This window comes from Nocardia sp. NPDC057668 (assembly GCF_042799795.1).
In the GTDB taxonomy this organism is placed as follows: domain Bacteria; phylum Actinomycetota; class Actinomycetes; order Mycobacteriales; family Mycobacteriaceae; genus Nocardia.
In genome coordinates this window covers 413,548-425,316 of sequence record NZ_JBHVIC010000009.1, presented here as the reverse complement: position 1 = coordinate 425,316, position 11,769 = coordinate 413,548, and the positions used below count along the sequence as shown (strand labels likewise).

Annotated in this window: 12 protein-coding genes; 9 read left to right on the top strand and 3 right to left on the bottom strand. The window is 70.3% G+C overall.

Annotated features, from left to right (window positions below; genetic code table 11):
* Positions 1 to 34 precede the first annotated feature (34 nt).
* Genes ACFVBH_RS39900 through ACFVBH_RS39885 form a run of 4 tightly spaced genes read left to right on the top strand, consistent with a single transcriptional unit; the run spans position 35 to position 3,328 of the window.
* Positions 35 to 1,030: an ABC transporter substrate-binding protein gene (locus ACFVBH_RS39900; protein ID WP_379011977.1), complete on the top strand. Its 996-nt coding sequence runs from the start codon at positions 35 to 37 to the stop codon at positions 1,028 to 1,030.
* On the top strand, positions 1,027 to 2,256 hold the full coding sequence (gene entS, locus ACFVBH_RS39895) for an enterobactin transporter EntS (protein ID WP_379011968.1): 1,230 nt from the start codon (positions 1,027 to 1,029) through the stop codon (positions 2,254 to 2,256). Before ACFVBH_RS39900 ends, entS begins: the two co-directional genes overlap by 4 nt.
* The gene (locus ACFVBH_RS39890; RefSeq protein ID WP_379011959.1) at positions 2,256 to 3,092 is read left to right on the top strand and encodes a siderophore-interacting protein; all 837 of its coding nucleotides are present in this window, start codon (positions 2,256 to 2,258) and stop codon (positions 3,090 to 3,092) included. Before entS ends, ACFVBH_RS39890 begins: the two co-directional genes overlap by 1 nt.
* A gap of 2 nt (positions 3,093 to 3,094) precedes the next feature.
* A complete protein-coding gene (locus ACFVBH_RS39885; RefSeq protein WP_354987948.1) occupies positions 3,095 to 3,328 on the top strand; it encodes a phosphopantetheine-binding protein in 234 nt (77 codons plus the stop codon).
* Between the two features lie 59 nt (positions 3,329 to 3,387).
* On the opposite strand, the gene ACFVBH_RS39880 is transcribed toward ACFVBH_RS39885, so the two are convergent.
* Positions 3,388 to 5,034 (bottom strand): (2,3-dihydroxybenzoyl)adenylate synthase, encoded by a 1,647-nt coding sequence (locus tag ACFVBH_RS39880; RefSeq protein ID WP_379011951.1) that lies wholly within the window; start codon positions 5,032 to 5,034, stop codon positions 3,388 to 3,390.
* 101 nt (positions 5,035 to 5,135) lie between these two features.
* On the opposite strand from ACFVBH_RS39880, the gene ACFVBH_RS39875 reads away from it, so the two are divergent.
* The 4 genes from ACFVBH_RS39875 (at position 5,136) to ACFVBH_RS39860 (ending at position 8,408) form a co-directional block, all read left to right on the top strand.
* Positions 5,136 to 5,984, top strand: a complete 849-nt coding sequence (locus ACFVBH_RS39875; protein WP_379011947.1) for an SDR family oxidoreductase — start codon at positions 5,136 to 5,138, stop codon at positions 5,982 to 5,984.
* Between the two features lie 9 nt (positions 5,985 to 5,993).
* A complete protein-coding gene (locus tag ACFVBH_RS39870; protein ID WP_379011943.1) occupies positions 5,994 to 7,133 on the top strand; it encodes an isochorismate synthase MenF in 1,140 nt (379 codons plus the stop codon).
* 52 nt (positions 7,134 to 7,185) lie between these two features.
* A complete protein-coding gene (locus tag ACFVBH_RS39865) occupies positions 7,186 to 7,881 on the top strand; it encodes an isochorismatase family protein (RefSeq protein ID WP_379011938.1) in 696 nt (231 codons plus the stop codon).
* A 179-nt stretch (positions 7,882 to 8,060) separates the two neighbouring features.
* Positions 8,061 to 8,408: a hypothetical protein gene (locus ACFVBH_RS39860; protein ID WP_379011932.1), complete on the top strand. Its 348-nt coding sequence runs from the start codon at positions 8,061 to 8,063 to the stop codon at positions 8,406 to 8,408.
* A gap of 33 nt (positions 8,409 to 8,441) precedes the next feature.
* Here ACFVBH_RS39860 and ACFVBH_RS39855 read toward each other — a convergent pair whose 3' ends face one another.
* Positions 8,442 to 9,071: a TetR/AcrR family transcriptional regulator gene (locus ACFVBH_RS39855; RefSeq protein WP_379011926.1), complete on the bottom strand. Its 630-nt coding sequence runs from the start codon at positions 9,069 to 9,071 to the stop codon at positions 8,442 to 8,444.
* Between the two features lie 67 nt (positions 9,072 to 9,138).
* Between ACFVBH_RS39855 and ACFVBH_RS39850 the strand changes: the two genes are divergently transcribed.
* Positions 9,139 to 9,996, top strand: coding sequence for an SDR family NAD(P)-dependent oxidoreductase (locus tag ACFVBH_RS39850; protein WP_379011922.1), 858 nt, complete (start codon positions 9,139 to 9,141; stop codon positions 9,994 to 9,996).
* A 16-nt stretch (positions 9,997 to 10,012) separates the two neighbouring features.
* Here ACFVBH_RS39850 and ACFVBH_RS39845 read toward each other — a convergent pair whose 3' ends face one another.
* On the bottom strand, positions 10,013 to 11,698 hold the full coding sequence (locus tag ACFVBH_RS39845; RefSeq protein WP_379011915.1) for a tetratricopeptide repeat protein: 1,686 nt from the start codon (positions 11,696 to 11,698) through the stop codon (positions 10,013 to 10,015).
* Positions 11,699 to 11,769: the final 71 nt, after the last annotated feature.

Sequence of the window (11,769 nt, the reverse complement as noted above, 5' to 3'; positions counted from 1 at the left end):
CCCCATCCCCCCAGAGCAGAAAGAACTTCCATCGATGACGCTGTACCGCATGACGGCCCGCTTCCGCGCCGCCGTCGCCCTGCTCGTCCTGGCGCTGGTCGCGCTGGTCGCGGGCTGTAGCTCCGGCTCCGACGGCGCGAGCGACGCCGGCACCCGGGAGGTGCAGACCGACAAGGGCACGATCACCGTGCCCGCCGACCCCCAGCGCATCGTGGTGGTCAACGGCTCGCTCGCCGGTTACCTCTACGACCTCGGCGCGAAGGTGAAGGCCGCCGACCCGCGCGTGCTCGGGGTGACCCTGAAAGCCGGTGAATTCCCGGCCGCGTGGTCCGCGGACGCGAAGCAGCAGGGCACCGAGGTGCTGCCCTCCGGCGACAACATCAACCTGGAATTCATTGCCGCACAACAGCCGGACCTCATCATCGGCGGCGGCCAGGGCTACCCGGGCCAGCAGTCCATCGACGCCTACGACAAGCTCGCGGCCATCGCGCCCACCGTGTTGATCCCCTCCAACAGCACCAACTGGCAGGACCACCTGAAGGCCGTCGCGAACGCCGTCAACCAGGCGGACAAGGTCGATGCCCTGATCACCTCGTACAACGACAAGGTCGCGCAGGTGAAGTCCACCATCAAGGTGCCCCGGGGCGCGGTCGCGGTGTTCCAGTCCCGCAAGGATCAGAAGCCGTCCGTCATCGCCCCCGGCACCCCGATCGCCTCGCTGCTCAGCGCCGTCGGTTTCACCATGGACGACAAGGTGGAAGCCAAGGCGGGCAACCCCTCCCGCCCCGCCGCCGCCGACTGGGTGTCCTTCAGCCCCGAGGTGACCACCACCGTCGTGGACGCGCCGGTGCTGTTCGTCGTGCAGCTCGAGGGCGGGCGCACCATCGCCCAGCTCGGGGATGACCCGATGCTCTCGAAGCTGCCGTCCTTCAAGGCCGGCAAGGTCTTCGATCTGCCCGCCACCGCCCAGCGGCCCGACTACCGCAACGCCATGAGCACCCTCGATCTGCTGGGAGCGACCTTCAAGTGACAGCCGTCGGCGGCCTGCTCATCGATCTCTCGCCGCTGCGGGCGAGCCGGGAATTCCGCTGCGCCTTCGCGGCCCGGCTGATATCGGTGCTCGGGATCGGACTGCTCATGGTGGCCCTGCCCGTGCAGGTCTATCAGCTCACCGGATCCTCGCTGCACGTCGCCGGCGTCACCACGGTCACCGCGGTCGCGCTGTTCGCCGGAAGCCTGGCGGGCGGGGTGATCGCGGACCGGTACGACCGGCGCGACACCATCGGCTGGGCCCGCACCGCGGCGGGCGTCGGCTTCGTGGCGCTCGGTGTGAACGCGCTGCTGCCCCACCCGCTGCTGGGCGTCATCTACGCCGCGGGCGTGCTGGACGGCCTGGCGGGCGGGGTGAGTGGATCCGCGCTCATGGCACTCGTTCCCGCGCTCGTCGGCCGGGAGAAGATGGCGGCCGCCGGCGCGCTCACCGCGCTCACGACCGATCTGGGCACCATGATCACCCCCGCGCTGGCCGGTGTGCTCATCGCCCAGGCCGGTGTCGGCCCGGCCTACTTCCTCACGGCCGCGGCGACCGTGGCCACCGTCACCCTGATCCGAGCCATCGGCCCGCAGCCGGTCCCGGCCCGGGCCACGAGCAATCCGCTGCGCGAACTCGGCGAGGGCATTCGTTTCGCGCTGCGGCACAGTGTTATTCGAGCCACGCTGCTCACCGGCGTGATCGCCATGCTGGTGAGCGGTCCGCTGGTTCTGCTGCCCGCACTGGTGCATGACGAACTCGGCGCGAGCACGACGACCCTGGGCATCCTGTATGCCGCTCCGGGTGCGGGCGCGGTGCTCGGCTCGCTGACCAGCGGCTGGATGGGCCGCACCCGCAGTCCCGGCCGCGGGTTGCTGATCACGCTGGCGCTCATGCCCCTCGGGGTCATCGCCGCCGGGTTGATCCCGCACGCCGCGGGCGTCTTCCTCGGACTCGCGGGCTTCGGCATGGCCCGCGCGATCGGCATCGTGCTGCGCTTCACCGTGCTGCAGCAGCACGCGCCGGACGAGCTGCGCGGGCGACTGTCCGGCCTGCTCATGGTGCAGGCCGTCACCGGCACCGCCGTCGGGTCCATGGTGGCCGGGGTGGCGGGCCAATTCTGGACGCCCGGAACCGCTCTCGTGGTCTACGGGCTCGTCGTACTGGTACTCGGCGCGGTCACGGCCCTGGCCGCCGCGCCCCTGTTGGGAAAGGAGACGCGCTGATGGATCGAGCCGCCTACGCCGAACGCATCGACGAGGTGCTCGCGGGCGCACACGGAGCCAAGGTCGGCTACCCGATCGGCCTGTGCGCGGTGCGGGTCCTGCGCACCGCGCCGCTGGGCGCGGGACTGGTCCGGATCACCTTCGGCGGCGAGGATCTCGCCGGCTTCCACAGCTACGTGCCCGATGAGCACGTGCGCCTGGTGTTTCCGGACGAGGAAGGCGTGCTGCGCCTGCCGAGCAGGGACGGGCTGTCCCTGGAATGGGGTAGTCCGCGCCCGGTGTCCCGCGAGTACACGGTGCGCCGCTTCAGCGCCGCGGACCGGGAACTGGACATCGACTTCGCCATCCACCGCGACGGTCTGGCCTCGGAGTGGGCGCTGACCGCCGCCCCGGGTACCCCGATGCACATCGCCGGCCCGCCCGGCGGCGTCGTGGTGCCCAAGACCTACGACGCCTACCTGTTCGCCGGTGACATCACCGCGCTGCCCGCCATCGCCCGCTGGCTCGAATGGCTGCCGGCCGCGGCGACCGGCTGGGCGTTCATCGAGGTGACCGGTCCCGACGAGGAGATTCCGCTGACCGCGCCGGCGGGCGTACGCGTGTGCTGGGTGCACCGCGGCGCGGCCGAACCGGGCACCGGTGACGCCCTGGAACAGGCGGTGCGCACCGTGGAAGTGCCCGCCGGACAGCGGGTGTACGTCTGGCTCGCGGGTGAGTCGGGCGTGCTGCGCCCGCTGCGCCGCTGGGTGCGCACCGAATTGAACGTGGGGCCGAAGGACTTTCTCATCGCCGGCTATTGGAAGCGCGGCGTCGCCGACTACGACCGGGACGAGTGAGCATGACCAACGAGACGACCGCCCTGCGCCTGCGCGTGATCGACGACGTGGCAACGGTATTGGGGATCGACCCCGCCGAACTGACCGCGGAGACCAATCTCCTGGACGCGGGCCTGGATTCGGTGCGCATCATGGCGCTGGTGGAGAAGTGGCGCGCGGCCGGGCACGCGCACATCGACTTCCCTACGCTCGCTTCGGATCCGGTGCTCGGCTCCTGGTTCGAAGCGCTGTCGTGACCGTGGGTGACGCGGTCGGCCCCGGCGATTGCCCGGGCCGGGCCGCGTCACCGCCCGGCTCACCGCCCCCGTGCCCCCTCTGCGACCAGCCGCCGCAACTCCTTGCGGCTGGTCTTGCCCACCCCGGTTTCGGGGAAGTCCTCGATCACCACCACGTCGTCGGGCATCTTCCACGCCGCGACACCCCGCAGGCGTACGAACGATCGCACCGAAAGCAGCGACGGCCTGCGCGCGGGGTCCGCGGGCTGCACGAACGCGCAGATCCGCTGTCCCAGTACGGGATCGGGTGTCCCGATGATCACGGCCTCGCGGATGTCGGGGTGCTCCAGCAGGTGCGCCTCCAGCTCTTCGGCCGAGACCTTCTCCCCGCCCCGGTTCACCCAGTCCCCGGCCCGGCCCTGCACGACGATGTTTCCGTCGGGCCGCAGCCGCACCACATCGCCGGTGCGGTACCAGCCGTCGGGGGTGAAGCCGCGGGCATTGGCCTCGGCGTTGTCGAAGTAGCCGCGAATCGTATAGGGGCCCCGGGTGATCAGGTTCCCGTCCGTGCCCGCGGGCACGTCGGCCCCGGACTCGTCCACCACCCGCAACTCGTCGAACTCCGACATCGGACGGCCCTGGGTGGCCACCACCACCTCGACCGGATCGTCCAGCCGGGTGTAGCAGACCAGGCCTTCGGCCATGCCGAAAACCTGCTGCAGCGTCGCGCCCAGCGCGGGCCCGATACGCCGGGCCAGTTCCTCCTGGCACCGCGCGCCGCCGACCTGCACCACCTTCAGCGTCGAAAGATTCGGCGTCGCACCGGCTTCGGCCCGCTCCACCCACAGCCGCGCCAGCGGCGGCACCAGTCCGGTGATGGTCACCCCGAATCGCTCGATGGCCGCGAACGCGGTCGCCGGGGTGGGGTCCGGGGTCATGGCCACCGTGCCGCCCGCCCACAGCGCGCCCAGGATGCCGGGCGAACTCATCGGGAAGTTGTGCGCCACCGGCAGCGTCGCGAGATAGACGGCGCCCGCGTCGAGTTCGCAGATCTGCGCGCTGCGCCGCACGCTGTACAGGTAGTCGTCGTGGGTGCGCGGGATGAGTTTGGGGATCCCGGTGCTGCCGCCGGAGAGTTGCAGGAAGGCGACCGCGCTCGCGTCGAGCACGGGCAGCGGTCCCGGCTCGTCCCGGAAGTCGGCGAGATCCAGGACGCCTTCGGGCAGGGCCCGCGCGTCATCGGTGATCGCGAGGACGTGGCGCAGCGCATGGACCTCCGCGCGAATCGAATTCGCCAGTGCCGCATGGTCGAAACGCTGATGAACGCCGACCGTGATCATGGCGGTCGCGCCGCTCGCGGTCGCGATGGGCGCCAGCTCCGCCCGGCGATGCGCGGGCAGGCAGAACACCGGCAGCGCGCCGAGCCGGAACAGCGCGAAGATCACCTCGACGAACTCGGCGCGATTGGGCAGTTGCACGAGAACCCGGTCGTCCCGGCCGATTCCGAGCCGCCCCAGACCCGTGGCCAGTGCGCGCGAGCGACGGTCGAGTTCGGCGTAGGTCCAGCGGTGGGCGTCGTCGATCACGGCCGTGGCCGCCGGGGTGGCCGCGGCGCGGGCGGAGAGCATGTCGCCGAAGGTCTCGCCGGTCCAGCAACCCTGTTCCCGGTGCCGTTCCGCGGCGGCTGCCGGCCACGGGGTGAAGCCGTTGAGCACGGTCGATGGCATTGTGGTGCACCTCTTTTCGGGAAGAACGGGCGGTGCGCCGGGCAGGCCCGAGCGCACCGGAAAACGAGCGCCCCACATTCTTATCAGGTTAGGCTAACCTTATGTTCATGATCGAATCGGGTGCACGATTGGTCGTGGTCACCGGCGCCGCGGCGGGTATCGGGGCGGCCGTGGCGACCGCGCTCGCGCCCGGGTCCCGGGCCGTCTCGCTGTGGGATCGCGACGCGCGCGTACACGAGATCGCCGAAGACCTCGCGGCCGCGCACGAGGTCCGGGTGCAATCCGCGCGGATCGACGTCACCGATCGCGCGGCGGTGACCGCGGCCTTCGATCGGCTCATCGCCGAATTCGGTGTGCCCGACGTGGTCGTGCACGCCGCGGGCGTCATGCACGCCGGATCCGCGCTGGAGATCTCCCCGCGGGACTGGGAGCGCTCGCTCGCGGTCAACGCCGGTGGCACCATGCACGTCACCCAGCGCGCGGCTCGCGAGATGGTCGCCGCCGGGCGCGGATCCATCGTGGTCGTGTCGTCCAACGCCGCGAGCACCCCGCGTTCGGGCATGGCCGCCTACTGCGCGTCCAAGGCCGCGGCCACCGCCTTCACCCGGGCGCTGGCCCTGCAGGTCGCTCCGCACGGGGTCCGGGTGAATCTGGTGTCGCCCGGTTCCACCGACACCGACATGCTGCGCGGGCTGTACCCGGGTGAATCACACGATCCGGCGGACCCCGGCGATCCGTCCCCCCTGAGTGGCCCGTCCCCCCTGAGCACTGCCGCCCGAGCGAGTCTGCTCGACGGCGATCCCGAGGTCTACCGCCTCGGAATTCCCCTGCGGCGCATCGCCGCACCCGCCGATATCGCCGCGGCGGTCCGCTTTCTGGTCTCCGACGACGCCCGTCACATCACCATGCACGACCTGCGGGTCGACGGCGGAGCCACGCTCGACATGTGATTCGAGAGGATGATTGCCATTTCTGCCATCTCAGCTTCGGAGCCCGCCTTTGTGCTGGCCAGACCGCATCGCACGGTGATCGCGCACGGCGTCGGCCGGGTGTTCTCCACGGCGACGGACGCGGCGGCTGCGCTGCGTGCGGGAGAGGTGAGCCACGTCGTGGGCGCACTGCCCTTCGCGCCCGGCGCGCCCGCGGCGCTGTTCGCCCCGGAATCGATCTCGATCACCGCGGCCCCGTATCCGGCGAGCGCCCCGAATGCCCTGCCGGACTTCGAGATCGACGCCGCCTTCCCCTCACCCGAAGCCCACATGCGCAACGTCGCCGCCGCGATCCGGCTGCTCGCCGATCCCGCGCATCCGCTGTCGAAGGTGGTGCTGGCCAGGGCGATTCGCGCCCGAGCGGACCGCGCGATCACGCCCGCCGAACTGCTGGATCTGCTGGTGTCGACCGACCCGGTGGGCAACGGCTTCCTGGTCGATCTCACCGCGGCGGGCGTCGCCTATCGCGGTAGACACCTGGTGGGGTCGAGCCCGGAGGTGCTCATCGAGCGCATCGGGGACACCGTTCTCAGTCATCCGCTGGCCGGATCCGCCCGGCGCGCGGGCGATCCGGACGCCGATCGGCTCGCGGCCGACACCCTGCTCGCCTCGTCGAAGGACCGGCACGAGCACCGGTACGTGGTCGATCAGGTCGGCGGCGTCCTGCGCGATCGCTGCACCGCCGTGCACACCCCCGAGACGCCGGAGCTGACCGGCACCCCCGAGATGTGGCACCTGGGCACCCCGATCACCGCCACCGTCCCCGCCGACGGTCCCTCCGCGCTGGAGCTGGCCGCCGCCCTGCATCCCACCCCCGCCATCTGCGGCACCCCCACCGAACCCGCCGCCCGCCTCATCGCCGAACTCGAAGGTGATCGCGGCTTCTACGCGGGCACGCTGGGCTGGTGCGACGCCGCCGGTGACGGCGAGTGGATGGTCAGCATCCGCTGCGCGGAACTGGCCGCGGACGGGCGCAGCCTGCTCGCGCACGCGGGCGGCGGCATCGTCGCCGAATCGGATCCGGCCGCCGAATTGGCCGAGACCACCGGCAAATTCGGTCGCATCCTGGGCCCGCTCGGCATCGCGGATCTGCCCCTGTCCGTCGCCTGATCGGCGCATCCCCGCACGAAGCACGCACGCACCCGACGACCCGGAGGCTGTCTTGCCCATCCCCCCGATCGCGTCCTATGCCATGCCCACCGCCGACGAGGTGGTCCCCAACCAGGTGGACTGGCTGCTCGATCCGGCTCGCTCCGCCCTGCTCATCCACGACATGCAGCAGTACTTCCTCTCGGCCTACGACGCCGAACAGGAACCGGCCAGCACCCTCGTGCGCAATATCGACACGCTGCGCAGGCGCTGTCACGAACTCGGCATTCCGGTGGTCTACACCATGCAACCGGGCGACCAACATCCCTCGCGGCGCGGCATTCTCGCCGACTTCTGGGGCAGCGGCATGACCGACGGTCCCGACACCGAGGTCGTGGCCGAACTGCCGCCGGACCCGCGCGACATCCAGGTCACCAAATGGCGGTACTCCGCGTTCCAGCGCACCGACCTGCGTGAACTGCTCGGCTACTACCACCGCGACCATCTCATGATCACCGGCGTCTACACCCACATGGGCTGCATGCTCAGTGCCGCCGAGGCTTTCATGACCGATGTGCGCCCTTTCCTGGCATTGGACGCGACCGCCGATTTCAGCCGTGACGAACACCTCATGGCACTGAACTACGTGGCCCGCCGCTGCGGCACCGTCGAGACCACCGCGGATCTGTTGCGGCAGTTGGGCGGCGCGCCGTTGCCGCAGGCAGAGGTGGATTCCGCGCTCGAATCCGGGGCCGGGCGCCGCGGGTGAACACGCCCGGGCGTCACCGCGTTATCCGCGGCCGATGACCATGATTCGGGCGTTCTGACGGTGGATTTGCCCGAATTCGCAGCGAACCTGAGAGAACTCCTAGGAAACGCTCAGGCTATGACAAGGACGGCACGGCAGTGTGGAGGGAGGTTGAAGACGTCGGCGAAAGAGGTTGCGACATGGTCGAGCTGGAACTCACCGGAACCACCGTGACTGTCCATGTAACCGGAGCCCACCGCGTACTCGCGCTCCGTGAAGAGGTCACCTTCGATCTCTCACAGATCACCTCGATAGCCCTGGCCGGCGTCGACATGCGGCCCCCGTGGTTCCGCGTCGGCGCCTTCTTCCCCGGCGTGATCGCCGCGGGCACCTTCCGCGGCAAGGGCCGCAAGGAGTTCTGGGACACCCTGTTCGGCGGTCATGCCCTGCGCATCGACCTGGCGGGCAACGAGTTCACCCGCCTGGTCATCGACATCGAGGATCCTGACGAGGCGCTGCGCGCCCTGAAATCCGCCGCGGCGGCATAACACCCCACGCACCACCTCACCCGCCCGCCGCACTCATCGAGCGCGGCGGGCCTTGGGGTCGGCCGAGGCCAGTGCGGTGAGATTCGTCAGCAGCTGTTCGCGGAGCACCGGCCAGGCCGGGGACAGTCCCTGGGTGCCCGCGATCGCGGACACCACCACCGTGCCGCGCATGGCCGCCACCGCCGTGAGAAGGAAGTCGCGGAAGCCGGGCAGGGCGCTGTAGGTCGGAAGATGCGCCGCCGCACTCACTTCGACGGCGGCCATGGCGTGCCCGAGCAGTTCCTTGACGCGGGCGGCGATATCCGGATCGGTCCGGGCGGCGTTGAAGACCTCGAAGACCGTTGGCGCGATGGGCAGTTGGTGGGTCGCCCAGAGCTGATCCAGCAGAATCCGCGCGCGAGCCAGCTCGGTGGGCGCGTCCGGCTCGACGCCGAACCCGGCCGCGAGCTGTTCGAGCAGCCGGCCGATCGCGGCGTCGACCAGATCGGCCTTGGTGGGGAAGTAGTGCTGCTGCGCGCCCTGACTGACCCCGGCCCGTTCGGCGACCCCGCGCGTGGTGGTGGCGTAGTAGCCGACCTCGCCCAGGCTCTCGATCGTCGCGTCCAGCAGCGCCGTGACGGTCGCCGCCCGGCGCTCGGCCTGGGTTCGCGCGGGAGTGCTCATCCGGCCGAGTGTAGCTTTTCCAGTCGCGGGACTTGTAAGTCACTCGACTGGTATTTAGGCTTCGGGTATGAAGTCACTCGAAGGCAAGGTCGCCGTCGTCACCGGTGCGGCGTCGGGAATCGGCCGGGCGCTCGCGCTCGAATTGACCCGGCGGGGCGCGCGGGTGGCGATCAGCGACGTCGACACAGCGGGGCTCGCCGAGACCGCGGAGCTGTGCCGGGCACGGGGGAGCGCCCCGCATTCGCAGCGCCTGGACGTGCGCGACCGCGAGGCCGTGCTGATCTACGCCGACGCGGTCGCCGAGCACTTCGGCACGGTGAACCTGGTGATCAACAATGCCGGGATCACGATCTTCGGCACGGTGCAGGAGAGCCCGTTCGTCGATATCGAGAAGGTCATGGACGTCGACTTCTGGGGCGTGGTGAACGGCACGAAAGCCTTTCTCCCGCACCTGATCTCCTCGGGTGACGGACACGTCGTCAATATCTCCAGCATCTTCGGGCTCTTCGGGGTGCCGTCCCAGAGTTCGTACAACGCCGCCAAATTCGCGGTGCGCGGCTTCACCGAGGCACTCCGGCAGGAGATGCTGATGGCCGGCGCGCCGGTCGGGGTCACCTGCGTGCACCCGGGCGGGATCAAGACCAACATCGTGAACAACGCCACGGCCAGCACCGGCGCGAAGATGGACGGCATGCAGGAGCTGTTCGACCGCTTCCTGACCCACACCACCGCCGAATCGGCCGCGCGGACCATCCTGCGCGGGGTCACCGGCGAGCAGGGGCGCGTACTCATCGGCCTGGACGCGCACGTGGTCGATCTCGCCGTGCGCGTGCTGGGGCCGAGCTATCAGCGAGTCTTCTCCGGTGCGGCGAAGCTGCTGCTGCGCCCGCTCACCACTGCCGAAGCGGCACTGAGCAAGCGGTAGCGGCGGTCCCGGCCGGCTAGGCCGGGCAGCAGGGTTCGGCCGGGCCCGCGGTCCGGCAGAAACAGGACGCCCCGATGGGGATGTCCGCCACCGCGGCGGCCAATTGCAACTGCCGGCCGATGATCCGCGCCTCGCCGGATTTGCCGAGCCGGGTGAGGCATTCGTGATAGCCGTGCAGACTCCAGACATTGCCGGGGTGCTGACAGGCGCGGGGCAGGGTGTCGTCCAGCCCGAGGTCGGCGCGGTAGACGGCCTCGGCCTCGGCTACCCGATCCTGTTCCAGCAGCAGCGCGCCGTAGGCGTGCCGGGTGGGCTGCATCCAGCCCCAGGGCTCGTCGTAGGGCAGGCCGTCGTCGAGCTCGACGGATCGGCGCAGCGCCCGGAAAGCGCTGTCGTAGTCGCCTTCCCGGTACCGGAGTTCGCCTTCGAGCATGGCGGCGGCGATGCCGAGCAGATCCAGGCAGGTGTTGTTGAACAGCGTGCGGGTGGCGGGGACGCGGGCGGTCGCCGCGCGCAGGTGCCGCTGCTGATCCAGGGCGGCGGGCAGATCGCCGGTGGCCGCGTACGCGATGCCCTTGCTGTAGTGCAGCATCGCGGTCGTCACGCAGTACAGGTCCGGATCGGTGGGCAGGGGCAGGTCGAGCAGGCGCTCCCAGCGGCCGAAACGAATCAGCACGTGCACGCGCATCGCCAGGAAGCCTTCGAGCCAGTCCGCCATGGGCGGTGACTGCACCAGCAGCAATTCCTCGGGAATCGCGTCCTCGAGACGGCCTACCGCCGCCAGCGCGGTCTCCGACTGCCCCAGGAACATCGCGCCGTAGATCTCGAAGTGCAGATTGTGCGCGCGGTAGAGGGTGTAGAAATTGATCGCCCCGGCCGCGCGCACGTATTTCTCGTCCGCGCGATAGGCGGACGCGTTCGCCGCGACCACGGCCCGGTAGTCGCCGCACAGCACGTACAGGTGCGAGGGCATGTGCTCGAGGTGCCCGGCATCGGGCACCAGCCCGCGCAGCCGATCCGCCACCGTGAGTGCGGCTTCGGGCGTCGGCGACATCTCCATCAGGTGCAGGTACAGGTGCAGTGCGCCGGGATGGGTGTGCCCGGCCGCGGTCGCGAGCACCGCGTCCAGGGCTGCCCCGGCCTCCTGCGTGTTCGCGCCGGCCACCAGGGCGTGCGAGTCCCCGCCGTCGTCCGGTACCCACAGTCCCCACGGCGTCAGATTCATCAGCGCGTCCGCGAACAGCGCCGCCACATCGAGATCGTCCGGGAATTCCCGGTATACGGCGCGCATGGCCTCGGTGTAGCCGAGATTCCACACCGCGGCATCGCCCTCGGGAGTGCTGCTCGGATAGCGTGCGGCCAGCGCGCCGATGAGCGCGCGTTCCACCGGCGCGGCCCCCGCGGCCAGCGCGACCGCGCGCTGGGCCGCGGCGTGCGTGCGCTCGACCGTATCGGCCAGCTCCTTCTCGTCGAAGAAATCCCACGGCTTGTTGTAGTTGGGGCCGGACGCGTAGGCGATACCCCAGTACGCCATCGCGCAGCCGGGATCGTGCTCGAGGGCGCGCTCGAAACAGCGCACGGCCTCTTCGTGATTGAAGGCGTAGGTCCACACCAGCCCGCGATCGAACCAGAGCTGCGCGCCCGGGGCGGCGGTGGTCACCGGTCGCGAATAGTTCCCGAGGTCGTAGTAGTCCGCGGTCATGGTCGAAATCGTGCCATCGGCGCGGCGACGCCACGCTGGTAATCCGAAACCTCGCTGACCAGCGGCGTCGG